The organism is Pedobacter sp. AC464 (assembly GCF_979253075.1).
The window spans coordinates 1,235,756-1,260,927 of the sequence record NZ_CEEDBV010000002.1 but is presented as its reverse complement, the minus strand read 5'-3'; the positions used below and the strand labels follow the sequence as shown (position 1 = coordinate 1,260,927).

Sequence of the window (25,172 nt, the reverse complement as noted above, 5' to 3'; positions counted from 1 at the left end):
TTGAAACCAGTAAGTTTTAAATTTTATTGAGGTTTGTTTATGATGGCAACGGTTAAACGACTGATACAATTCATTTTGCCGCGTTCATCGTAAATTTTGATTTCCCAAACCTGTGTTTTTGCGCCAACATGCAATGGCTTACAAATGCCTTTCACCAAGCCGCTTTTTACAGGTCGAAGGTGGTTGGCGTTAACTTCTAATCCAACAGCAACGTATTTCTCCGGGTCTATACACATATAAGAGGCAATGCTCCCCAGCGTTTCGGCTAACACCACAGATGCGCCTCCATGTAATATCCCGGCCGGCTGGTGGGTTCGCTCATCAACAGGCATGGTTGCAACTACAAAATCTTCTCCAATTTCGGTAAATTTAATATCGAGTAAACCACCAAGGTGATTCTTCGGGCGATTGTTTAAATCGTCAATTGTAAAGTTTTTAAACCACATCGTAACGTTCTTTTAGTACACCAGCGTGATGGATGATGTGGCCGGCTGCGATAAATAAAATTGCTTTTACAGATATTTCGCGGCTGGAAGCGACACCCTTTCTGCTTAACTCTTCTTCATTCAGGCTTTTGAAAAAATAAAGATTCGCTTTGCGTAAAGCTGCAAATTCCTCAATCATGTCTTCATAGTTGCGCTCGTGGAAACGGGCATTAGCAACATAATCATCTTCCTCAAATCCAGGCAAATGCTGTGGTTCGTTTCTTGCGAAACAGGTCATCCGGTAAACGAAAATCCGTTCGCAATCTATAATATGGCCAAGCATTTCTTTAAGCGTCCATTTGCCTTCTGCATAAGCAAAGTTTTCTTTCTCCTTATTAGATTCAAACAATGCCGGAATACTGAAAACCTGCTCTTCGAGGATTTCGATAATATCGCCATTAACCTTGGTAATATAGGTTTCGCCCCAGGCGGGATAGTCGTTAGGCAGTGGTCGGTTCATATTTTAAGCTGCTTTTTAAAATTATTCTAAATGTTGTGCCTTTCCCAATTTCTGAATCTTTAACGAAGATTTCACCACTGTGGTAATTTTCGACAATACGTTTTGTTAGCGACAAGCCTAAACCCCAACCACGTTTTCTGGTAGTATATCCCGGTTGAAACACGGCATCGAATTTCGATCTTGGAATTCCTTTTCCGCTATCTGTAATGTCTATAAAAACCTGCTCTTTAGCTAAATTCTCGATAATGTTTACCGAAATAGAACCTTCATTTTCAATTGCATTGGCAGCATTTTTAAGTAAATTTTCTGTAACCCAATCAAAAAGCGGAACATTTAACATGGCTCGAACCTGTTCATCGCCGGTGATTGTAAACTTAACTTTATCCGATGTTCGTACCTTAAAATAATCAATAAAATTATTAATCACCAGGTAAACAACATGGTCTTCGAGTATCGGTTTCGAACCAATTTTCGAGAACCTGTCTGTTATAATTTCCAATCGTTTGATGTCGTTTTCCATTTCAGCAATCAAAGGGTCATCTTCGGCGTCAAATTTAGATTTCATGAGTTCTACCCAGGCCATAAGCGAAGATATTGGCGTGCCAAGTTGATGTGCAGTTTCTTTAGCTAAACCCACCCAAACGTGGTCTTGCTCATCTCGCCTGGCAGAACTAAATGCGGCATAGGCAGTTAAAAGAAACAGAAAAATAACCCCCATTTGAATATATGGGAAATAGCGAAGCTGGGTTAGTATAAATGAATCTTTATAGTACGCTTTAAATTCATCGCCAAAAACATTCATAGTGGAAGGCTTATGCTGCATTTTCATTGTAGCCAGCTGGTTAACAAAATACAAACTGTCATACACCAGTTTTTCATTATCCGGATACCAGGTCTTGGTACTGTCTAAACCCGTAGATGAAATGATTAAGCCTTCCTTATTGGTTAAAATTACGGGCATCTTAGTATTCTGTCGTACGGTTTCAACCAAACCAACCAGCAAATCATTATCCATCAAAAGCATAGAACGTTCCTGCACCTTAACCCAAAGCTGAAATTGGTTTGCCTCCTCACGTTCCATTTTTTTAACGAAAGAATCGGTGTAAAATACTGATGCAATGCCTATTAAGATGGCAAAAATGAGAAGGAAGAACTTCCAGCGGCGTTTCTTTTCGTATGGATTCATGCTTTGGGTAGCCAAATTACAATAACAAAACGAAAAAAACATCAAACCATTATGCTTTTATAAAAAGCCAAAAGCAATAATTCTTGAAATCTTAACCGCTTCATTAGATATCAAAACCAGATAAATGAATGAAAAACCTATCTTTGCCTTGTCTTGCGATTTGCGTTATTGGCTGCGCTTTTGACAGTTTGGCAACTAACGTTTTCCGCTCAACAAATCAATCATGAATAAAAAAGTAAGAGTAAGATTTGCGCCAAGCCCAACCGGCGGCTTGCATTTAGGTGGTGTTCGCACGGCCTTATTTAATTATTTATTTGCCAGAAAACACAACGGCACATTTGTTTTACGTGTTGAGGATACCGACCAAAACCGCTTTGTAGAGGGTGCTGAAGCTTATATTGTTAATTGCTTAGATTGGTGCGGCATTACGCCGGATGAGAGTCCGGCGAAGCCTGGTAACTATGGCCCGTACCGCCAAAGTGAACGTAAACCTAGCTACCGAAAATTTGCAGAACAGTTAATTAGCGATGGTTACGCTTATTATGCTTTCGATACGCCAGAAGATTTAGATGCTAAACGTAAAGAGATTCCAAACTTTCAATACGGCCAGGCAACCCGTATGCAAATGCGAAACTCTTTAACATTAACAATTAGTGAAGTTGAAGAATTACTGGCAGCCAATACGCCTCATGTAATCAGAATTAAAGTTCCGGAGGATGAAATAGTTCATTTTAATGATTTGATTCGTGGCGATGTAAGTTTTGAAACAGCCATTGTTGACGATAAAGTTCTATTAAAGGCAGACGGAATGCCAACTTATCATTTGGCTGTTGTGGTTGATGATAAAGCGATGGAAATTTCGCATGCTTTTCGTGGTGAAGAGTGGTTGCCCTCGGCGCCTGTCCACATCTTACTTTGGAAGTATTTGGGATGGGAAGCTGATATGCCTGCATGGGCACATTTGCCGCTAATACTAAAACCCGACGGCCATGGGAAATTAAGCAAACGGGATGGAGATCGTTTAGGGTTTCCGGTTTATGCAATGAACTGGACAGACCCTAAAACCGGAGATTTGACGAAAGGATTTAAGGAGCTGGGCTTTATGCCGGAAGCGTTTATTAATATGCTTGCACTTTTGGGTTGGAATGATGGTAGCGAGCAGGAAATTTTTACCCTTGCCGAACTCGAAGCTAAATTTGCCATCGAGCGCATAAGTAAAGCAGGAGCAAAGTTCGATTTTGAAAAGGCAAAGTGGTATAACCATGAGTGGATTAAACAATCTACCGCAGAAACGTTGCAAAAGCCTGTTAAAAACGAATTATTAAAAGCTGGAATTGAAGTTAACGATGAAACCTTTCTTAACACAGTAATCGAACTGATAAAAGACCGTTGCACGCTTTTGCCGGATTTCGTTGCGCAGAGCGGTTATTTTTTTGCTGCGCCTGCAGAATACGATTCTGCGTCTGTAAAACCAAAATGGACGAATGAAAAGGCAGCTTTCTTTGAAGCATATGCCGAAAATATTAATTTAACTAATGTAATAGATGCCGAAGCGAATTTTAAAACGCTGGCCGAAGCTAAAGGTTTTAAACCCGGAGAACTGATGCTGCCTTTTCGTATTATGCTTGTTGGTGGTAAATTCGGTCCTGGTGTTTTTGATATTGCGATTTTACTTGGTGCAGCAGAAACGCAATCAAGAATTGCAAAGGCTATCGCGGTATTTAACAGTTAAAACTTAAACAATACATAAAGCTGAAAGCCTGAAAACCTTAAATTTCAGGCTTTTTTTATTCTTTAAAAGAATATCTGAGCAGTTAATCAAGAAAAAAAATTTATACTTTAGTATAACAATTTCAATCAATAGTGGTTTAACAAGAAAAAATATAAGCTATGCAGTGGTTTGGTAAAGGAAGTAACAATGTTGAAGACGGCAGAGGTGGCGGTGGCGGTAAAACGGCCTTAGGCGGCGGCATTGGCATAATAATAGTTGTTTTAGGTTTAATTTTCGGTAAAGATTTAACCGGCGTTGTTAGTCAGCTGCCACAGGGCGGCACCACCGAAGTAAAACAGGGGGTTCCTGCAAACGATGCTCAGGCACAGTTTGTATCCGGAGTTTTAGAATCAACAGAACAGGTTTGGGATAAGGAATTCGAAGCTATGGGCAAAAGCTATGAGCACCCAAAAATGGTGCTTTTTAGTGATGGTGTACAAACAGCATGTGGAAGCGCGAGCGCTGCGGTTGGCCCATTTTATTGCCCTGGCGACCATAAAGTATACATTGATTTAACTTTCTACGATGAATTAAAAAATCGTTTTGGTGCTGCCGGCGATTTTGCACAGGCTTATGTTATTGCGCATGAAGTTGGTCATCATGTGCAGAATCTCTTAGGTATTTCAGATAAATTGCAGGAAGCCCGTGGCCGGGTTAGCGAAAAAGAATACAATCGTTTATCAGTTAAACTTGAACTGCAAGCCGATTTTTTTGCGGGTTTATGGGCGCACAATGCGCAAAACCTTAAAGATTTTAAATTAGATGAGGGTGATATTGAGGAAGCTTTAACTGCCGCAAATGCCATTGGCGATGATAAATTGCAAAAGCAGGCTACAGGCGAAGTTACACCCGATTCTTTTACACATGGAAGCTCTCAACAACGCATGTACTGGTTTAAAAAAGGGTTCCAAACCGGAGACATGACCAAAGGCGACACCTTCAACTCAAATGAGTTATAAAAGATAGAAATTTTAAAACATTTTAAAAACAACGCTGTTTGTTTACAGTTACAGGGGTTTTCCCATAAACCAAACAGATTTAAACAGGCTTCCTTAATGTTTTATAAAAGATGATCCTTATTGTTGATGACAGGCCTGAAAACCTAATATCTCTACAGAAAGTACTGCAGGCTCATAATTTTGAAGTTGATACAGCGCCTTCTGGAGAAGAAGCACTTAAAAAAGTTCTCAAAAATAATTACGTCCTGATTATACTGGATGTTCAAATGCCTGAAATGGATGGCTTTGAGGTTGCTGAAGCAATTTCGGGTTTTAGTAAGGCAAAAGATACTGCAATCATCTTTCTTTCTGCCGTAAATACGGAGCTTCGTTTCATAACTAAAGGCTACGAAAGCGGTGGCCTGGATTATATAACCAAACCAGTCGACATCAATATCTTACTGCTTAAGATAAAAACCTTTTATCGCATTTATGAGCAAAACAGAAAACTGAGCGAAATGCAGGAGAAGCTTTTAGAAGAGATTGAATTTCGCAAACAGGCGGAAAATAAAAAGGATGAATTTATCAGCATTGCCAGCCACGAGTTAAAAACGCCACTAACCAGTGTTAAGGGTTATATGCAACTGCTGCAACGTAGTCTTAATAAAGATGATAAGTCGCTTGCTCAAAGTCACCTCGATAAGGCCAGCATTCAGCTGGAAAAACTCAATGAACTTATTGTTGATTTGCTCGACATTTCCAAAATAGAAAGTGGCAAGCTCAAATTTAACATGAAACATTTCTGTGCAGATAATATGGTAACAAATGCCATAGAAATGATGCAACAATCGAACCCCGGTTTTATCATAAATAAGCTTGGCAAAACTGAAGAAATGATTTATGGTGATGAGATGAGGTTGGAGCAGGTTGTAATAAACTTTATCAGCAACGCTATAAAATATGCTCCGGGCACAAATCAGGTAAACATTACCATAAACATTAAAGATGGCAAGCTTTACCTGGCCGTTAAGGATTTCGGCATCGGAATTCCGAAGGAGCAGCAACACAAAATATTTGATAAATTTTACCGCGTAGAAGAAAACAGCAACCGATTTAATGGCCTGGGCATCGGCTTGTATATTTGTTCGGAAATTATTAACCGCCATGGTGGTAAAGTTGGTGTAAACAGCGTACCGGATGAAGGTTCTGAGTTTTATTTCATTATTCCAATCGATGAAGAAACGATATCAAAATCTCAGGAAACAATACCTGATAGCACAAAATAAAAGTTAGCCTCAACCTATTACAGCAATAACAACCCTTATATTTTAATGGAAACAACGCTTAAAAATAATTTACGATTGGGTCTCGGCCTATCGCTTATTATTCTGTTTATCAGCTCTCTGGCATCTTATGTTAGCATAAGTAATTTAATTAAAAGTACTGAGCTGGTTAAACACAGTGATGAAGTAATTTTAAATGTTGAAGGTGTAATATCGACTTTGAAAGACGCTGAAACCGGTCAACGGGGCTACCTTTTAACTGGCAATAAAATCTTTCTAGCGCCTTATAATGGCGCAACTGATACAGCACTCGCCGCACTAAACAAAATTGCCGAGCATACCAAAGATAATCCTGCACAGCAAAAAAGCATCGCCGAACTAAAAGACATTATGGTTCGCAGGCTGGATATTATCAAATCTACGATCGAAATAAAATCATTGGGCGGACAAGTAGATCCAACTGTTTTGTTTCAGGGTAAAGTGTATATGGATCAGGCCAGGGCAGTGGTTCATAGAATGGTGAATGAGGAAAAACGTTTGTTGGAAGCCAGAACGGTAGAGTTAAATAAACTTACTTCGTACACACCAATTCTGATTTTAATTGCAGCGGTTTTAGCAATACTCATCACTTTATTCTTTTATAGAAAAGTATCAGTAGATTTTGATGAACGCGTTAAGCTTCAAAAAGAAATCGAAGATAAAAAATATGAGATGGAAAAACGTATCGTTGCCATCAAAGAAATTGCACGCCAGATTTCGATGGGTAACTATGGCGTAAATCTCGATAATCAAGCGCAGGATGATATTGGAGAGCTATCAGGCTCGCTAAATTCCATGTCGCAATCGTTAAAAAAATCTTTTGATACCTTAGCCGAAAACGAATGGCTGCAAACCGGCGTCGCTAACTTAAACGTTAAAATGGTTGGCGAAAAAGATGTTTTTCACCTCGCTGATGACATCATCGAATTTTTGTGTGCTTACACAAAAAGCCAGGTTGGTGCCATTTACTTATTTAAAGATGACGGTTATTTACACCTTAAAGGACAGTACGCATTAAAAGGGCAAAATCTGTCACCTGTTTTAGAGGTTGGCGAAGGTCTCATCGGTCAGGCGGTACGCTCTGGTAAATCCATATTACTCGAAGATGTTCCGCAGGGAGAATTAACCATCAGTTATGCCACCGGGAACATTAAGCCAGCGCAGCTCCTGGTTCTTCCAATTATAAGAAACAGCATTACAATTGGTGCCGTAGAACTCGGAAATATTGGCGCCTTTAGTGATTTGCAACTGCACTTTTTAAGCCTTGTGCTCTCGGATGTTGGCACCGCATTGTTAGGTGCACAAAACAGGCAGAAATTACAACTTCTGCTGGAAGAAACGCAGGCACAATCTGAAGAATTGCAGGTTCAGCATAACGAGCTTGAAGGCATGAATGCGGAATTGGAAGCTCAGGCACAAAAACTGCAGGCATCAGAAGAAGAACTTCGTGTTCAGCAGGAAGAACTACTTCAAAGTAATCAGGAACTTGAGGAGCGGAGCAGTTTGCTGGAAGAAAAAAACGAGCTTATTGAAGAACGGAATGCAGAAATTCAGCAAAAAGCAGAGGCTTTAGAACTTAGTACAAGATACAAGTCTGAATTCCTTGCAAACATGTCGCACGAGTTGCGTACACCATTAAATTCAATTTTGTTGCTATCGCGTTTAATGGCCGAAAATGAAGATATGGACCGCGAACATCAGGAATATGCGGAGGTAATTCAAAGCTCTGGACAAGGCCTGCTAAGCCTTATCGATGAAATTCTTGATTTATCGAAAATCGAGGCCGGTAAAATGGAACTCGACAGGGCGAATATCAGAGTAGATGATGTGGTAAACAATATGAGGTCGCTGTTTAACCCTTTGGCCAATGAAAAAACGCTAAAGTTTGCCATTAACAAATTTGATGACGTGCCCGAGTTTTTGCACACAGATAAAATGCGCTTAGAGCAGATTCTTAAAAACCTTCTTTCAAATGCGATTAAATTTACAACTGAAGGCGCTGTTACGCTTGATGTTAAAAAAGACGAAGCGTTAAACGCACTTGTTTTCAGTGTTACGGATACGGGTATAGGCATAGCAGAGGAGAAACAAGCGCTGGTATTTGAAGCGTTTCAGCAAGCTGATGGTTCAACCAGGCGCAAGTTTGGCGGCACAGGTTTGGGGCTTTCGATTAGCAGAGAACTGGCTAAACTTCTGGGTGGATACATCAATTTGGAAAGCAAAGAGGATGAAGGCAGTGTATTCACTTTAACGCTTCCTTTAGATAAAAATAAGGGTTTGCACGATGTTAAAGAAACAACTGAAAAGCCTGCTGCTGCAATCGAAACTCCGACTAGCAGAGTAACTAACTTAACGGTTACTAACATTCCTCAAGATATTGAAGATGATAGAGACAATATCCTGCCGGATGATAAAGTGATATTAATTGTGGAAGACGACACTCCATTTGCTAAGACATTGTTGGATTTTACGAGGAAAAGGGATTATAAAGGTCTGGTTGCCGTTCGTGGAGATGTTGGTATCGAGATGGCCAAGGCTTACAAACCGCTTGCCATCCTGTTGGATATTCAACTACCTGTAAAAGATGGCTGGCAGGTTATGGAAGAACTTAAATCTGATCCGGCAACGCGTCCTATTCCTGTTCACATTATGTCCTCATTGCAGGTAAAAAAAGAAAGTTTATTAAAAGGAGCTGTCGATTTTATCAATAAGCCTTTTGCATTCGAACATATGCAAGAGATTTTCCAAAAGCTCGAGCATGCATTAAGCCGCCATCCTAAAAAAGTTTTAATTGTAGAAGAAAACGAGCAACATGCAAAGGCTTTAAGTTATTTCTTGAGCAATTTTAATATTCAAACCGAAATCGTAAACCAGGTTGGCGATAGTGTTTCTGCGCTGCATAAATCAGATGTTAACTGCGTTATTTTAGACATGGGCATTCCGGATAAACACGCCTATGAAACGCTGGAAGTTGTTAAAAAAACACCAGGTCTGGAAAATCTGCCGATTATCATTTTTACCGGCAAAAACCTATCGAAAGGCGAGGAAAACAGAATTAAACAATATGCAGATTCTATCGTTGTTAAAACGGCCCACTCTTACCAGCGCATTTTAGATGAGGCAGGTTTATTCCTCCATCTTGTAGAAGAGAAAAGTAAAGGTAAAGCAAAAACGCCTAAAAAATTCTCTGAGTTACAGGATGTTTTAAAAGGTAAAACTGTACTGGTTGCGGATGATGATGTTCGGAATATTTTTTCGCTAACAAAAATGCTCGAGCAGCACCAAATGAAGGTTTTGGCTGCAACAGATGGTAAAGAAGCATTAAAACTCTTAGAGGAAAACCCTACCGTTGACGTTGTTTTAATGGATATGATGATGCCGGAACTTGATGGCTATGAAACAACTACCGCCATCAGGCAGAATTTTAAATACCGGAATTTGCCAATCCTCGCCGTTACTGCGAAGGCGATGATGGGCGACAGGGAAAAGTGTATTGCCGCCGGCGCCTCAGATTACATAAGCAAACCTGTAGACATGGACCAGCTGGTTTCGCTTTTGCGTGTCTGGCTTTACGAAAATCACCATAAATCTTAATCCCTTTTTAAATAGTATGCCCCAAAAGTTAATTCTCATTATCGACGATGATAATCGAAACATTTTTGCCCTTAAAGCTGTTCTAAGAGCCAAAGGATTTGGAACACTTTCAGCTCCAAGCGCACAGGAAGGATTTGATATTATTGCCGAAAACGAAAAAATATCTGTTGTTTTAATGGATATGATGATGCCCGACATGGATGGCTATCAGGCAATAGCGACGATGAAAAAATCGGAGAAAATGCGTGATATCCCGGTCCTGGCCGTTACAGCACAGGCCATGGTTGGCGACAAAGAACGTTGCCTAACCGCTGGAGCATCTGGGTATGTGTCTAAGCCAATTAATGTTGATGAATTAATGTTTCAAATACAAGAAGTTACAAAATAAAAGTGATTAGCGAAGCTATAGATAATGAACAGATAGAAATGCTGCTTAGCGATGTGTTGGAAGCACATGGTTACGATTTTCTTGAATATTCGCATGCATCTATAAAAAGGCGGATTATTCGTTTATATGCGCTCGATAACTTTGTTAGTTTTGCGGAATTTAGGTATACCGTTAAAACAGATAAACAATATTTCAAAAGATTTTTAGAAGAAATTACGGTTAACGTTACCGAAATGTTTCGCGATCCCGGGTTTTACAGGGCATTAAGAAATGACGTTTTGCCTGTTTTGGGCACCTATCCGTTTATAAGAATATGGGTTGCCGGCTGTTCTACCGGCGAAGAAGCTTATTCCTTAGCCATCGTTTTAAAAGAACTCAATCTCTTGCACAAATCGCTTATTTATGCAACTGATATTAATCCTTCCGTTTTAGAAAAGGCAAAAAAAGGAATGTTTCCTTTAAATTACATTAAGGCTTATTCGGAAAATTATGTTCAATCTGGTGGTACTAAGGATTTTTCATCATACTATGCTGCAAACTACTCGCTCGCAAAGTTCGATGAATCATTAAACAGCAAAATGATTTTCTCCACGCATAATCTTGTTTCAGACCATTCTTTTAACGAATTTCAACTAATTTTGTGCCGTAACGTTTTAATTTACTTCGATAAAGATTTGCAACACAAGGTTTTTCAGCTGTTTGATAATAGCCTTGAAAAACTGGGCTATCTGGCTTTGGGAAGTAAAGAAAGTCTGGACTTTTGGAGTAGAGCCAGGGAATACAAACGCATAAAGACTGAAAAGATATGGCGGAAACTTTAATAAACAATTGCAAAGCTTTGGTTATTGGAGGTTCGGCAGGAAGTCTGGATGTATTGCTCGAGCTGTTTCCATCTTTAAGCGAAAACATGAGTTTTCCGATTATTTTGGTCACCCATCGGAAATCTGGAAATGATGCACTTTTAACAGATCTTTTAACCAGCCGCACCCGTTTAAAGGTGAACGAAGCCGAAGAAAAAGATCGGCTTTTAGCCGGAAATGTCTACATTGCACCTGCAGATTATCATCTGTTAATCGAAGAAAATGAAACTATTTCTTTAGATTATTCGGAGAAAGTAAACTATTCCAGACCATCAATAGACGTTACTTTTCAATCGGCTGCTGAAGTTTACAAAGATGGGTTGGTATGCATTTTGCTTTCAGGCTCTAATGCAGATGGCGTTGAAGGGCTCAAAACAGTGAAAAAGCTTGGCGGCTTAGTGGTTGTGCAGAATCCGAAAACGGCGATAATTCCGTATATGCCCCAGCAAGCAGTTAACGAGGTTAGAAGTGCTGTGGTTTTAGATGCCGGTGATATGGCTGCTTTTATTAATAAACTGGTTAAATAATAATTTGATTGCCTTCGGGAGATAGATTTTATGGCTGAAACAAAAAAAGTATTTGTTTTCGATGATAACAGGGATATTTTAGATTTGTGTACTTTCATTCTGGAAGATGCAGGTTACGAAATCAAGACCTCTGAAAGTGCAAATGATATAGAAAACCAGGTAGCTGAATTTATGCCTGATCTTATCTTTATGGATAACTGGCTGCCAGATCTTGGCGGTATTCAGGCTACGAAGGCGATAAAAAACCATCCTGATTTGAAACACATTCCGGTAATATATTTTTCGGCAAATAACGATATTTCTGCTTTGGCTGATGAAGCCGGCGCAGACAGCTATTTGTCGAAACCATTTGATATTGCCGCCTTAGAAGACATTGTTAGAAAACACCTTAGTTAGATTTTCCCCCAGATTCGGGTGTTTAAATCCAGTTCTCTAATTATCTCATACATAAATTTAATTACAGCAACATCATCGTTCAAAAGGTCGGGATTGCTAAGCGTTTTAAACACCGGAGCTTCGAAGTAGTTTCTGCTTAGCGGGAAAGCGATATACATTTTGCTGTTTATAAATGAAAGTGAGATGGTGCTTTTAGTGTAATGGTTCAAATTTAAAATTCTTTCCATCATCGCGGGCGTAAGTATGTAGCGAGCTTCTACCTGGTTTGTAGAATGCGTGATAAATGTGTTGCTAAACGCGGTGTTTTCAAGGGAGATAACATCCTTATTGCTAAAAGAAAAAAGATTTTTAGAAAACCAGGCACCCATTGTACTGAATAAATCTTTCGGTTTTAAAATCGTTACGCCTTTAAAGTTTTTATTAAAATCGGCGGCGAACAGTATGCCCTTAAAAATATCATGCCACTCTGTACTTGTGCCGTTTTTTGTCTGTACTTCGGTTTTATACTCCGCATGTATTTCCGCAAAGTAAAAGCCGGTTGCGCCTGCTGTTCCACTTACCAAATCTTCTGTGTTATAACGATCAGCAGTTTGGTTAAATAGCTGGGTATTTTCAAATTCATACTCTAAAATACCTTTATAGGGTTCGATGGTCAGGCTTTTATCAAGCGATCTTAAAGCGGTACCAATTACCTCTATCTTAAAGGCTTCTTTGTATGCTTTTAACTCATCAGAAATTTTATACAAAACAACGCCACCGTAAATTAGACTGGCCAGGCCAGCAACAGCCGCTGGTACGGGTAGGCCCATAACAAAGCCAGCTATAACCACCGCTATGCCTAAAGCAATAAACAAATAGCCTTTCTTTTGTGTCGCAGCAATTATTTGCCTATTAAGTTCTAATTTGGCAAGTACAGTTTGTAACTCAATATTGCCTTCAATCATTCACTAACTGTTGAAAAGGTCTCTGGCGCTAACATTTTTTCGCTCCTCTTCAGCGGTAGCTAAAACTACCATTGGCTGAAAGTTTAGAATACCCGCAAACATGTTGCCCGGAAACATCATTATTGCATTGTTGTAATCGGTAACAGCGGAATTGTATGTTCTTCTTGCGGCGGCAATTTGCTCCTCGCTTTCTGTCCAGGTACTTTGCAGATTTATGAAATTGGTATTGGCTTTTAAATCAGGATAGTTTTCAACGTTAACCATCAAGCCTTTAATGCTGCCGCTTAGCTGGGCATCAATCGAAGCTTTTTCGCTATCGCTGATGTTTCCTGAAACAGCTTTAGAACGAAGCTCTACGATTTTGCTTAATGTTGCCTGCTCATAATTTGTATACTGTTTTACAACTTCTACCAGGTTTGGAATTAAATCGAAGCGCTTTTTAAGCATAACGTCTATCGCCGAAAAAGCATTTGTGACCTGGTTCTTTTTGCCAACAAGCGAATTGTAAAAGAAAATGGCAATAACTAATAATACGCCGATTATGATAAGTGCGAACATAAATTAAGATTTTTTTAATTAGAACATAAATATATTAAAAGGTTACAGGTTTGAGCTAACGCCGTTCCTTTTTTTCTTTTAACTCTTTCCTTTGCCTTCGCTCTAATCTTTTCTTTTTACGCAGGTTATGGCTATCACGCATGGCTTTAAATTTGACAATATGCTCTTTTATTTCCGTCTGTTTTTCTTCCGTTATACCTACACTATATTTAACGCCAATAAAAAGTGTTTTCCATATCATATTGAAAAAAGAGGTGTTTTCCGGACGAACGTAATTTACTTTTGCAGAAAGGAATTTACCATCTGGACCAGGGTTTTCAGAATTGATTATTAAAGCATTTGCCAAAAAAGAAATCAGGCCACGTTTTACCAAATGGTCTTTCGTTGGGTCGTTTTTCATTAATGCCACCGATAAGTCGAAGTAGGAGAAGTTTACTGTTCCTTTAGAACCAAAGTCGTCGGCTTTGAAGTCGAATTGAAGTTTGTCTACATTTCCTCTGTTTATTCTAACTAAGCCAAGTGGTTTTGTGATCTGATTTAGCACTCTTGCATTAAAATTCTGCAGTTCGCCCCGGTAAGAAAAGTCGCCTGTGTTTGCTGCCAGATTAAATTTAAAATCGACATCTAATTTCCCCTGTCCCATTAAATAAGTCGTTAAATTGGCTTCCATTACTGGCTTGGTCGCTTTTACTTTTTCAATATTTGTGGCATTGCTTACCGTACCCGAGGTATGTTCAAAAGATATTTTTCCCCTTTGCTCACTTTCTTTATTGTAAAGGGCATAATTTATATTGATGTCTTTAAGGCGAATTTTATCGATTAAAATCGGCGCACCAAGTTTTTGTAGAAGCTGGTGGGGATATTTTCCAATTCTGTTTTCCTTTTCCTTTTTTGGCAAGCTATTATTATTGAAAACGGCTACAAAGCCATTTGCTATAGCCATTTCTTTAGCACGCAATTCCTGTTTGGAGATGTAGAGCGGCAAATTTATGCCTTTAAGCGAAATGTTATTCATCGCAATGTTAAACCTGTCTCTGGCAAAACCGGCAACTTCTCCGAACTTCATCTCATCGTAGCGAGGCTCCAAAGCAAATTTGCTAACATTTAAAAGTCCTGTCGAAGCCTTAAAATCAAGCTGGTCGAGCTTAATGTTATACATGCTATCAGGCGTTTTGTAGCTGTAATTTTTAAGGTTGATTAGAACATCTTTCAGCAGGTACAATCTGGAAGAATCTTCCCAGGATGTGGAATCTACAAGTAAATCAACCAGGGTTATGTTTAAATCATCTATCGAAAAGACTTTAAACTGGTTAACATTTTTGTTAACATAGTTGAAACTTGCATCTCTAAAAAGGATTTTTTTGATGCTAAATTCTTTCAGACTTTTTGAGATGAAGGTGTAAGGCGATTGGATTGGTCTTGGAGCCCGGTTCTCGTTAAAATCTAACTGGCGGTTTACCATGTATACCTCTGGTTTGTCGAATAAAATTTCCCCGATTTGAAGTTTCTTCTCCCTGTACAGCGTTAGCGGGTGGAAATTTTTAACCACCAGTTTTTTCAAAGTAACGGTATAGAGGTTGTTTGGTGCTCGTTTTAATGAAACTAGTTTTTTATACCGGTTGGTATCTGCCGTGATTTTTACATCTTGTAAGGTAGCACTACCCGTTAAAATGTTCGTAGAAACTTTTGTAAAGCTGATGGTATATAAACTGTCTGTAGATTTGTATAAAAGCGTTTTAATTCTATCGGTTAATATCGGACGTGATTTTACGTTCAATAGCCAAGCAATCCCTCCAAGTATTAAAAAAAGAGTTACTAAGATACCTGTAGTCCACTTTAAGATTTTATAACGTCGCTTTTTTGTATCGGGCATTTAAACAAAGGGCTGGTTTTTAGCAGCAATATACATTTAAAACGCATTTGTTTAAAATGTACGATCAGTTTTTCGTTCGTTTCGCTTTTCTTGCCTCCCGCCTGTCTTCACCTTTTTGTTCCCTTATCTTTTTAGCGATCACTTTTTGTTGTTTCACCGGATTCTTTTCTGGTACAATGCCAACGCCCACTATATCCTTTATACCAACAAAAACTGTTTTCCACATCAGGTTAAAAAACGATGCTGAGTTAATTCTGGTATTATTCATTGTGGCGGTTCTCGGTGCCTCACCCTTTTTTGGATTTTCGTCTTTAATCAATATCGTGTTTGCCAGGAAAGACAAAAGACCTTTTTGTTTAGTTCCTTCCCCGTCGATATTATCAGAAAGCAATTGTACTTTCAGGTTGCTGTACAGCATATTTAAAGAACCTGATGCTGTGCGTAAATTTCCGTTTGCCTTAAAATCGATATGTTGTACGTTTCCACTTTCAATTTCGACAAGACCAAGATTTTTTGAGAGTGAATTTAAGTTTCTAAGATCAAATTTTCCTAAGCTCCCGCTGTAAGAGAATGCACCGTTTTTATCGGTTAAATTAAAATCGATTTTAACGTTGAGTTTTCCGCTGCCCATTAAAAGTGAATTAAAATCCGCCTTAGCGTGGTTGTTTTTGGCAAGTCGCAAACTGTCGTTTGTAACATTAAGTATATTTCCGGTTAACGATTTAAATTCTACAGCGCCGGTTTTTTTACTCGCAGGGTTGTATTCCGAGTATTTTAAATCAACATTTTTTAACCTGACGGTATCAATAATCGTCGGGATGTTTAATCTTCTTAAAGCCAAATGCGGATAATTTCGGCCTTTGTCGAAACCTGCAGGCGGTGCCGATTCGCGACTCATAAAGACTTCAACTTTTGCCGTCCCAATTTTAAGTGATTTTGCATGAAGTTTTTCATACTTGTTTAGGCCAACAAAGTCAACACCATTAAATTCAATCTTATCGAAAGCCAAATTGTACCGGTCTTTCTGGGTTTTATATTTTCTTGCAAAGGTTAATTCTGGGTAAAGTGGCGTAAGTTTTAACCCTTTTACAGTAATTTTTTTTGAAGCTGAAGAACCTGCAATGGTGTCAACTTTCATTGAATACATTTTATCTTTTGTTGTCGATTTGTAACCAGCAAGCTGAAATGAGATGTCTTTAGTATAATAAAAGCGGGTGGTATCTTTTCCTGAAAGCGAATCGAGTAAAAAGTTTTTTACGGTAATATCCAGGTGTTTTATTGAGTTTTTCGTTTTCTTAGGCCCACTTTTATTGATGTAGTCAAAATCTGCATCAACAATTTTTACCGATTGAACCTCTATAGATTTAAAGCTTTTCGAGATTTGCTCATACAGCGTTTTCTCCGGCTTTACGGTATCCCTTTCTTTAGGTACATTATTAAAAATCATGTTAATGGATGGCTTATCCAGCCGGATTTCTTTCACATCGACACGCTTTTTAAAGTAAGCAGTTAAAATCCCAACGCGGCTAATCTGCAGTTTCTTTAATTTAAGCTCGAAAGTATGCACAGGGGCAAGCCGCTGTTTTTTTAAGCTATCGAAAACTAATGTATCATGCATTAGCGTAACATCGCGGAGGGCGAGGCTTCCTGTAACCACATTTAGATTAATACTTTTAAAATCTATTCTATAAAGATGATGTGAACCATCGTAAACAGCTGCCTTTATTTTTTCGGTTAAAACGGGTTTCCAGCGTGCGCTGATGAACATTGCCGCAAAAGACAAGATTAAAATTAATCCCCCTAAAATGCCTGCTACCCATAGCCAGAATCTATTTTTGTTTTGCGCTCTCATCCCGATGATTTATAGCTTACTAACAGATTGATGACGGAAAGGTTTGCGGCTCTAAAATCGCCGGCTAAAGTCGGCGGCAATACATTTAGGGGCGATAAGAGATTTCGCCAATGCATTTATAAAATCAGGGTTTTGTTAATCAAAACCAGTTCCAGCTAATGTATTTACGGCCAAAGGCTTGTTACCTTTACTTTAAAGCAATGGCTGTTAATAATTGGTTTGTAAATATTCAAACTAAATATGTCAATTTGTCACTTTTAATTTTATTTATGTATTTTTGCAATCCCCAAAAGTTTTTAAATAATGATTGATTTACAAGTACAGGATAAGACGCACGATGAAGCAAGGCAAGGTGAGGCGCTGGTTTTAGAAACACCGGTTACAGCCGATGCCCGTAAATTATACATAGAGAGTTATGGTTGTGCAATGAATTTTGCCGATAGCGAAATTGTTGCTTCAATACTTTCAGAAACAGGATTTGAAACCACGGGCGATTACCACCAGGCGGATGTAATTTTTATAAATACATGTTCTATTCGTGAGAATGCCGAAACAAGGGTTAGAAACCGCTTATCGCAATTTGGTGTAGAAAAACGCCGCAATCCGAAGCTGATTGTTGGTGTTTTAGGCTGTATGGCAGAGCGTTTAAAATCTAAATTTTTAGAAGAAGAGCGTTTGGTTGATGTAGTTGTTGGTCCGGATGCTTACCGCGATTTGCCAAACTTAATTGAGCAGGTGGAAAGTGGCCATAAGGCAGTTAATGTTCTTTTATCCCGCGAGGAAACCTATGCAGATATTAGTCCGGTGCGCTTAAACAGCAACGGAATTACTGCTTTTATATCGATTACGCGTGGCTGTAATAATATGTGCTCGTTCTGTGTGGTGCCGTTTACCCGCGGTCGTGAGCGCAGCAGGGATGCACACTCTATTGTTGCAGAAGCACAAAGTTTATTCGATGCCGGTTACCGCGAGGTTACATTACTGGGCCAAAACGTAGATTCCTACACGTGGACTTCAGAAGACGGTACCGAAACGGTGAATTTTGCGCAGCTTTTGGAGCAAACCGCTATGGTTAATCCTGATTTAAGAGTTCGATTCTCTACTTCGCACCCGAAAGATATTACCGACGAGGTTTTACATACAATTGCTAAATACGATAACATCTGCAATTACATCCACTTGCCGGTTCAATCTGGCAATACACGTGTTTTGGAATTGATGAACAGAACCTATACCCGCGAGTGGTACATCAATCGTATTGATGCCATTAAAAAGATTATTCCGGGTTGCGCCATTTCTACAGATATTATTGCGGGTTTTTGTACCGAAACTGAAGAGGAGCACCAGGAAACATTAAGCATGATGGATTACGTAGAGTATGATTTTGCTTATAACTTCACCTACTCTGAACGGCCTGGAACTTTAGCTGCCCGTAAATTGGCAGATGATATTCCTGAAGAAGTTAAGAAACGCAGACTTGCAGAAATTTTAGCCAAACAACAAGCGCACTCTTTAATGCGTTTACAAGAATGGGTTGGTAAAACAATTCGGGTGTTAATTGAGGGTACTTCGAAAAAGTCTGACCTCGATTACTGCGGCAGGGGCGATAGCGGCGCTATGGCAATTTTTCCTGCTATTGAAGGCGTAAAACCTGGCCAGTATGCAAATGTTTACATCGAGAGATGTACATCAGCAACGCTGATTGGAAAGATAGTTTAGTTAGTTCCATGTTGTCAATTCTGGTTTTTAGGGTCGGAAACAACAAATTAACAAGGCGGCCGGTGCGGGTTCAAAACTTATACAAAATAAAAAAGTTATTGATTATAGTTGGGTTTTGAAGTGTTGTATGCGCCTACAGGCTGTCAACTTTTAACCTTTAACTTTCAACCTTAAAGAATGGATACACAAAATATTAAACAACGGTTCGGTATTATAGGCAATTCGCCACTACTTAATCGTGCTATAGATATTGCTAGTCAGGTTGCGCCAACAGATATGTCTGTGCTAATTACTGGCGAAAGTGGAAGTGGTAAAGAGGTTTTTTCACAGATTATCCACCAGATGAGCGCACGTAAACACGGCGCTTTCATTGCTGTTAACTGCGGCGCCATACCGGAAGGAACAATAGATTCGGAGCTGTTTGGCCATGAGAAAGGCTCTTTTACTGGTGCACATGAAGCAAGGAAAGGTTATTTTGAAGTTGCCAATGGCGGAACAATTTTTTTGGATGAGGTTGCAGAACTTCCCCTCGGAACGCAGGCCCGTTTGTTGCGGATTTTAGAAAGTGGCGAATATCTACGCGTTGGCTCATCGAAAGTTCAAAAAACTGATGTGCGTATTATTGCAGCAACAAATGTAGATGTTTATAATAGGGTTAAAAACGGCAAATTCCGTGAAGATTTATATTACCGGTTAAACACGGTTCCGCTTCGTATTCCAGCCCTGCACGAGCGTAAAGAAGATATTTACTTGCTTTTTAGAAAATTTGCCGCTGATTTTAGCGATAAATACCGTAGTCCGGGTTTGCACCTGGAACCAGAAGCTGTAAACATTTTAACCAATTACAGCTGGCCGGGTAACGTTAGGCAGTTAAAAAATATTGCCGAACAGATTTGTGTGCTCGAGAAAGACAGGAATGTAACGGGGCAGGCCATTTTAAACTATATCCCGAACGAAGCGGGGAGCAATTTACCGATGACCATCAATTCGCAATCGAAAGAGGATTTTACAGAAAGAGATATTTTGTACAAAGTGCTTTTCGATATGAAGAAAGATATGGTTGAGCTTAAAAAGCTGGTTGCTGAAATTATTCAGCATGGCGGCAATACGGCTACAGTTTTGGCAGATAATCCTCAATACATAAACCAACTTTACAGAGATGTTGAATTGCCTGCGGGCCAGGAACATGGTTTTACCATTCAGCAACCAACGCCAAACAATAATAATGGCAATAACAATGCCGACTACAATTTTGCGCATGATGCGGAAGAAGTAGAAGAATCATTATCGTTGATTGACAAAGAATCTGATTTAATAAAGAAAGCGCTTAAAAAACACAAAGGCAAACGCAAGTTTGCAGCTCAGGAATTGGGCATTTCCGAACGCACACTTTACAGAAAGATTAAAGAATTAAGTTTATAGGTCATTTTATGAAAATCAAAATATTTGCAATCCTTTTAATCGCAACACTAAGTTCTTGTGCCTATACTTTTAGTGGCGCATCTACAGAGGGGTTGAAAACGGTAACGGTGCGCTTTTTCGAAAATAATGCACAGCTGGTTGTCCCTACTTTGAGTCAGCAATTTACGGAGGCCTTAAAATCCCGTATCCGCAGTCAAACAAAGCTAAGCATAACCCCAAATGAAGGCGATGCAATTTTTCAGGGCAATATTACCGGCTACGAAATCAGGCCGGTTGCCTTAACTTCGAGTGCTACGCCAACGGCTTCCAACAACAGGTTAACCATTACAATTGCGGTAAAGTACATTAACAACATTAAAGACCACGAAAAGGAAAGTTTTGAAGAAAGCTTTACCCGTTTTTACGATTTCCCGGTTGGCGGTTCCATACAAGGGCTGCAGGCACAGGCAATTGAATCGATAAACAAGCAACTTACCGAAGATATTTTTAACAGGGCTTTTGCTCAATGGTAGTTTTCGGCTGGCCGGAATTAGCTAATAGCATAAAAATTTGTTTTTGTAAATGGTGTTAAAGGCAAAGATTTTAAATGTACCTGGCATAAAATAGCTTAAAGTGATTTGAAAAACTATGTTGCTGTACTTTTGGCGGCCTGTAGTCCTGCTATCGCTTATAGTCCTCTCCCGATGAAAAATCGGGATTGCGGGCTATCCGCTCTATCAGGTTTATAAACCAAGGTTTTTGCGCCTTGCAAACCATTAAAATAGAACACCGTTTTTGCGAATTAGCCCCGGTTGAAGCGAACACGTAGCAACAGCCGTTTCGGCTGTTTAGCGGAGTAAAGCGTAAAACGGGAACGAATTTAATTTTATTCACAAACGCTGCGCTTCTTAAAATTAGAAGAGAACTAAATACTGGAGTACGGACTAAAACACGCAAAAAGGACTATAAAATTTTAAAAACCGCATGCATTATTTATCTTAGCAGCAAACCAAGGCAATGGATAACAAACAGCTACTTGCAAATTTATTGGCGCAACCCGGAAAGGTTAAGCAAGAGCATGTACCTATGCTAAAGGAAATGCTTGAGCAATATCCGTATGCACAGCCAATTCGGTTGTTGTTGGCAAAAGCAGATGATGCGTACATTCCTGGTGCATCGTTATATAGCAATGGAAAAGTTTTGTATAATTTGCTACAGTTGGAAGCTGTTGATGAGCAGGAAATTGCCGATGCTGAGGCTTTGGAAGCAAAAATTGTAGAAACTGACCCTGCAGAAACTGATGAGGAAAGCATCATTGATGAAGTAAATGTTTTTGATGAATCGGCTGAAAGTAGTGAAGACGCAAAGCCTTTTGTTGCAGATGCCATCCATATAGAAACGCCAAACAACTTACCGGGCATTGATAGCCATTTAATGGATTTACCGGCAGATGAAGAAAATTTTATAGAAACTGTTGCCTCAACTGATTTTTTCGCTTTCGAACAGCAGGCAAGTACCGATGTTACTGTAGTGCCTGAAATTGAAACCGTTGTACCGGATGAACCTGAGCATAGCTTTGTTTCTAAGTACGATGATGACCAGCTTCCCTACACCTTTTTATGGTGGCTGGCGAAAACGCGTAAAGAACACGAACAAATTTTTCAGCCTTATGCGCAACCGAAGCCTGAACTGGTCAGGGCGCCACAACAGCAAAATCAGCAACAGGCAGAATTTCAGCAGCAATATGTGGAGCACATTTTTCACATCCAAACGCCTTTTGAAGTAGCCGACCATTTGGCTGAATACCCGGCGGCAGAAGTTAAAGATGCTAAAGGCGCAGAGATTATTGAACGGTTTTTAAAAGAAGACCCAACAATAAAACCACCGAAACCAGAGCAGATAGATAATGAGAATAAAGCAAAAAAAAGCGCAGAAGACCATTACGACCTTGTTTCGGAAACATTAGCGAAGATTTACATAGAGCAAATGCTTTACCACAAAGCCATAGATACCTATAAAAAATTAAGTTTGAAATATCCAGAAAAAAGTGGTTACTTTGCCGACCTTATCCAATCTATAGAAAAGAAATTATAAAATATATTTTATCATGATAACCCTTTTAATCATTTTATTAATTGTTGCTTGTGTTGCTTTAGGCTTATTTGTATTGGTACAAAATCCTAAAGGTGGTGGTTTGGCAACTGGCGGTGGTACCAGCAATATGTTTGGTGTGCAACGTACTGGCGATGTTTTGGAAAAAGGATCGTGGGTTTTGTTAGCTGTTATCGTTGTTTTAACGTTATCAATTACCACAATTGCTAAAACTAACGGCGGCGCTGCTGCAACTGGTAATACTGAAATTCAGGATCGTTTAAACAAAATGCCTTCACCTTCTCCACTTGGTGGCGGTGCAACAAATACGCCTGCGCCTGCAAAACCTGCAACTGCAGATACTACAAAAAAATAATTTAAGCAGATATTAGCTTGAAAAGCTTTCCTCAAAAGGGAAAGCTTTTTTGTTGTTAAAGCATTTTTTAGCAATAAATATTGTCAACACAAGCAAATTTCCTCTGCCAAGCTGACACCCAAATTTTTGCTATATTCTCTATTTGTTTAAAAATTTGACAGTACAGGTGCAAATTTGTCCCTGAAATGCTATTGGCATAAAAAGTGTTAATTGTATGCTTAGTTAAAAACTTAAATCAAAATAAAAAATAATAAAAAGTTATGGCGTTAAACCTTAAACCAATTGCTGGCAGTTCGAACAGAGTTATCGTTGAACCGGCTGCGGCAGAAGAAAAAACTGCATCGGGTTTGTATATCCCTGATACTGCGAAAGAAAAACCATCTAAAGGAACTGTAGTTTCCGTTTCTGAAGAGGATGCTGACGGTAAAAAAGCTAGCGTAAAAGTTGGCGATGTTGTAATTTATGGTAAATATGGCGGTACCGAATTCCCTTACGAAGGTAAAGACTACCTTATTATGCGTGAAACTGATATCTACGCGGTAGTTGGATAATTATAAGTAATAGTAGAAAGTTAAATTTATAAGATGAGGCGATTTAAAAATCGTAAATCGTAATTCTAAAATCTTAAATCAAAATGTCAAAACAAGTAAAATATAACGTAGAAGCTCGCGACGCCCTGAAACGTGGTGTAGATATCTTAGCAAACGCAGTAAAGGTAACCTTAGGTCCGAAAGGCCGTAATGTAATTATCGATAAAAAATTTGGTTCTCCGGCCATCACCAAAGATGGTGTAACGGTTGCTAAAGAAATCGAATTGAAAGATGCGGTTGAAAACATGGGTGCTCAAATGGTTAAAGAAGTAGCATCTAAAACTGCAGATATCGCTGGTGATGGAACGACAACTGCTACCGTTTTAGCTCAGGCAATTATTACTACTGGTATTAAAAACGTAGCTGCGGGTGCAAATCCAATGGATTTAAAACGTGGTATTGATAAAGCTGTTGCAGCAGTTGTAGAGAACCTGAAAGCTCAATCGCAAACTGTTGGTGAAGACAATAACAAAATTAAACAAGTAGCATCTATCTCAGCTAACAATGATGAGGTTATCGGCGCCCTGATTGCTGAGGCAATGGGTAAAGTTGGTAAAGATGGTGTTATTACTGTTGAAGAAGCAAAAGGAACAGAAACTGAAGTTAAAACTGTGGAAGGTATGCAGTTTGACAGAGGTTATTTATCTCCATACTTCGTTACCAATGCAGATAAAATGGAAGCGGAATTAGATAATCCTTACATTTTAATCTACGACAAGAAAATCAGCAACATGAAAGAATTGTTGCCGGTTTTAGAAAAAACTGTTCAAACTGGTAAACCATTAGTTATCATTGCTGAAGATTTAGATGGTGAAGCTTTAGCTACATTAGTGGTTAACAAAATCCGCGGTTCATTAAAAGTTGTTGCTGTTAAAGCACCAGGTTTTGGCGATAGAAGAAAAGCAATGTTAGAAGACATCGCGATTTTAACCGGCGGTATCGTTGTATCAGAAGAAAGAGGTTATAAATTAGAAAATGCTGATTTAACTTACCTCGGTTCTGCCGAGAAAGTTGTTGTTGATAAAGACAACACAACCGTTATTAATGGTGCTGGTAATTCAGATGATATTAAATCTCGCGTTAGCCAGATTAAAGCGCAAATTGAAACTACTACATCTGATTACGATAAAGAAAAATTACAAGAGCGTTTGGCTAAATTAGCTGGCGGTGTTGCAGTTCTTTATGTTGGTGCAGCCTCTGAAGTTGAAATGAAAGAGAAAAAAGATCGTGTTGATGATGCTTTACATGCAACTCGTGCAGCTGTAGAAGAAGGTATCGTTGCTGGTGGTGGTGTTGCTTTCATCCGTGCGGTTGCCGCGTTAGCTGATTTGAAAGGTGCTAACGAAGATGAGAATACAGGTATTCAAATTATTCGCCGTGCAATTGAAGAACCATTACGTCAGATTTGCGAAAACGCAGGTATTGAAGGTTCTATCGTTGTACAAAGAGTTAAAGAAGGTACAGCAGATTTCGGTTACAATGCCCGTACTGATGTTTACGAAAACTTAATTGGTGCCGGTGTTATCGACCCGACTAAAGTTTCTCGTGTGGCATTAGAAAATGCAGCTTCTATTGCAGCGATGTTATTAACAACTGAAGTTGTTTTAGCAGACGAGCCTGAAGAAGCAGGTGCTTCAGCACATCCTCCAATGGGTGGCGGTGGCATGGGTGGCATGATGTAATCCGTACGACAAATAAATTTACGTGTAAAAATAAATCCCTCAAAACTAAAGTTTTGGGGGATTTTTTGTTGAAAAAAACCCTAAAAAAGCGTCTTTTCACGAAATTGATGTTTTCGAAAGTCAGCATTCGTGTAAAATTTTAAATAGGTTTCCTTCATT

The 25,172-nt window shown here is 39.2% G+C and carries 22 protein-coding genes; 15 read left to right on the top strand and 7 right to left on the bottom strand.

Going from position 1 to position 25,172, the window contains the following annotated elements; all coding sequences use genetic code 11:
* Positions 1–23: 23 nt before the first annotated feature.
* Genes AC0IWT_RS16320 through AC0IWT_RS16310 form a run of 3 tightly spaced genes read right to left on the bottom strand, consistent with a single transcriptional unit; the run spans position 24 to position 2,131 of the window.
* A complete protein-coding gene (locus AC0IWT_RS16320) occupies positions 24–446 on the bottom strand; it encodes a hotdog fold thioesterase (RefSeq protein ID WP_471797957.1) in 423 nt (140 codons plus the stop codon).
* Entirely contained in the window at positions 436–945 is a 510-nt protein-coding gene (locus AC0IWT_RS16315) for a DinB family protein (RefSeq protein ID WP_471797956.1), read from the bottom strand. The genes AC0IWT_RS16320 and AC0IWT_RS16315 overlap by 11 nt, the downstream gene beginning before the upstream one ends.
* The gene (locus tag AC0IWT_RS16310; RefSeq protein ID WP_056869255.1) at positions 926–2,131 is read right to left on the bottom strand and encodes a sensor histidine kinase; all 1,206 of its coding nucleotides are present in this window, start codon (positions 2,129–2,131) and stop codon (positions 926–928) included. Before AC0IWT_RS16310 ends, AC0IWT_RS16315 begins: the two co-directional genes overlap by 20 nt.
* Positions 2,132–2,354: 223 nt before the next feature.
* Between AC0IWT_RS16310 and gltX the strand changes: the two genes are divergently transcribed.
* The 8 genes from gltX (at position 2,355) to AC0IWT_RS16270 (ending at position 11,927) form a co-directional block, all read left to right on the top strand.
* Entirely contained in the window at positions 2,355–3,863 is a 1,509-nt protein-coding gene (gene gltX / locus AC0IWT_RS16305) for a glutamate--tRNA ligase (RefSeq protein ID WP_471797955.1), read from the top strand.
* 158 nt (positions 3,864–4,021) lie between these two features.
* Positions 4,022–4,861, top strand: coding sequence for a KPN_02809 family neutral zinc metallopeptidase (gene ypfJ / locus AC0IWT_RS16300; RefSeq protein WP_471797954.1), 840 nt, complete (start codon positions 4,022–4,024; stop codon positions 4,859–4,861).
* Between the two features lie 110 nt (positions 4,862–4,971).
* Positions 4,972–6,126, top strand: coding sequence for a sensor histidine kinase (locus AC0IWT_RS16295; protein ID WP_056869258.1), 1,155 nt, complete (start codon positions 4,972–4,974; stop codon positions 6,124–6,126).
* A 45-nt stretch (positions 6,127–6,171) separates the two neighbouring features.
* A complete protein-coding gene (locus AC0IWT_RS16290; RefSeq protein ID WP_471797953.1) occupies positions 6,172–9,756 on the top strand; it encodes a response regulator in 3,585 nt (1,194 codons plus the stop codon).
* A gap of 16 nt (positions 9,757–9,772) precedes the next feature.
* Positions 9,773–10,144, top strand: a complete 372-nt coding sequence (locus AC0IWT_RS16285) for a response regulator (RefSeq protein WP_056869260.1) — start codon at positions 9,773–9,775, stop codon at positions 10,142–10,144.
* A gap of 38 nt (positions 10,145–10,182) precedes the next feature.
* Complete coding sequence (locus tag AC0IWT_RS16280; RefSeq protein ID WP_471798503.1) at positions 10,183–10,965, top strand: CheR family methyltransferase; 783 nt, start codon at positions 10,183–10,185, stop codon at positions 10,963–10,965.
* Positions 10,950–11,531, top strand: a complete 582-nt coding sequence (locus AC0IWT_RS16275) for a chemotaxis protein CheB (RefSeq protein ID WP_471797952.1) — start codon at positions 10,950–10,952, stop codon at positions 11,529–11,531. The genes AC0IWT_RS16280 and AC0IWT_RS16275 overlap by 16 nt, the downstream gene beginning before the upstream one ends.
* Before the next feature lie 30 nt (positions 11,532–11,561).
* Complete coding sequence (locus tag AC0IWT_RS16270) at positions 11,562–11,927, top strand: response regulator (RefSeq protein ID WP_056869262.1); 366 nt, start codon at positions 11,562–11,564, stop codon at positions 11,925–11,927.
* On the opposite strand, the gene AC0IWT_RS16265 is transcribed toward AC0IWT_RS16270, so the two are convergent.
* From AC0IWT_RS16265 to AC0IWT_RS16250, 4 genes are all read right to left on the bottom strand, one after another.
* The gene (locus tag AC0IWT_RS16265) at positions 11,924–12,871 is read right to left on the bottom strand and encodes a DUF3137 domain-containing protein (RefSeq protein ID WP_471797951.1); all 948 of its coding nucleotides are present in this window, start codon (positions 12,869–12,871) and stop codon (positions 11,924–11,926) included. The two genes, AC0IWT_RS16270 and AC0IWT_RS16265, sit on opposite strands and share 4 nt — an antisense overlap.
* Positions 12,872–12,874: 3 nt before the next feature.
* Positions 12,875–13,429 carry a LemA family protein gene (locus tag AC0IWT_RS16260; protein WP_471797950.1) on the bottom strand — a complete coding sequence of 185 codons (555 nt, stop codon included), beginning with the start codon at positions 13,427–13,429 and terminating at the stop codon, positions 12,875–12,877.
* A 55-nt stretch (positions 13,430–13,484) separates the two neighbouring features.
* On the bottom strand, positions 13,485–15,302 hold the full coding sequence (locus tag AC0IWT_RS16255; RefSeq protein WP_471797949.1) for a hypothetical protein: 1,818 nt from the start codon (positions 15,300–15,302) through the stop codon (positions 13,485–13,487).
* Positions 15,303–15,366: 64 nt separating this feature from the next.
* The gene (locus AC0IWT_RS16250) at positions 15,367–17,154 is read right to left on the bottom strand and encodes an AsmA family protein (RefSeq protein WP_471797948.1); all 1,788 of its coding nucleotides are present in this window, start codon (positions 17,152–17,154) and stop codon (positions 15,367–15,369) included.
* Positions 17,155–17,457: 303 nt separating this feature from the next.
* Here AC0IWT_RS16250 and miaB point away from each other — a divergent pair, with 303 nt between their 5' ends.
* The 7 genes from miaB (at position 17,458) to groL (ending at position 25,013) form a co-directional block, all read left to right on the top strand.
* A complete protein-coding gene (miaB, locus tag AC0IWT_RS16245) occupies positions 17,458–18,873 on the top strand; it encodes a tRNA (N6-isopentenyl adenosine(37)-C2)-methylthiotransferase MiaB (RefSeq protein WP_471797947.1) in 1,416 nt (471 codons plus the stop codon).
* 177 nt (positions 18,874–19,050) lie between these two features.
* Positions 19,051–20,295 (top strand): sigma 54-interacting transcriptional regulator, encoded by a 1,245-nt coding sequence (locus AC0IWT_RS16240; RefSeq protein WP_471797946.1) that lies wholly within the window; start codon positions 19,051–19,053, stop codon positions 20,293–20,295.
* Between the two features lie 8 nt (positions 20,296–20,303).
* Complete coding sequence (locus AC0IWT_RS16235) at positions 20,304–20,807, top strand: LptE family protein (RefSeq protein ID WP_471797945.1); 504 nt, start codon at positions 20,304–20,306, stop codon at positions 20,805–20,807.
* 484 nt (positions 20,808–21,291) lie between these two features.
* Positions 21,292–22,368: a hypothetical protein gene (locus AC0IWT_RS16230; RefSeq protein WP_471797944.1), complete on the top strand. Its 1,077-nt coding sequence runs from the start codon at positions 21,292–21,294 to the stop codon at positions 22,366–22,368.
* Positions 22,369–22,381: 13 nt separating this feature from the next.
* Positions 22,382–22,741: a preprotein translocase subunit SecG gene (gene secG / locus AC0IWT_RS16225; RefSeq protein ID WP_056869271.1), complete on the top strand. Its 360-nt coding sequence runs from the start codon at positions 22,382–22,384 to the stop codon at positions 22,739–22,741.
* 260 nt (positions 22,742–23,001) lie between these two features.
* Positions 23,002–23,292: a co-chaperone GroES gene (locus AC0IWT_RS16220; protein WP_029281770.1), complete on the top strand. Its 291-nt coding sequence runs from the start codon at positions 23,002–23,004 to the stop codon at positions 23,290–23,292.
* Positions 23,293–23,375: 83 nt separating this feature from the next.
* Positions 23,376–25,013 carry a chaperonin GroEL gene (gene groL, locus AC0IWT_RS16215; RefSeq protein WP_056869272.1) on the top strand — a complete coding sequence of 546 codons (1,638 nt, stop codon included), beginning with the start codon at positions 23,376–23,378 and terminating at the stop codon, positions 25,011–25,013.
* Positions 25,014–25,172 lie beyond the last annotated feature (159 nt).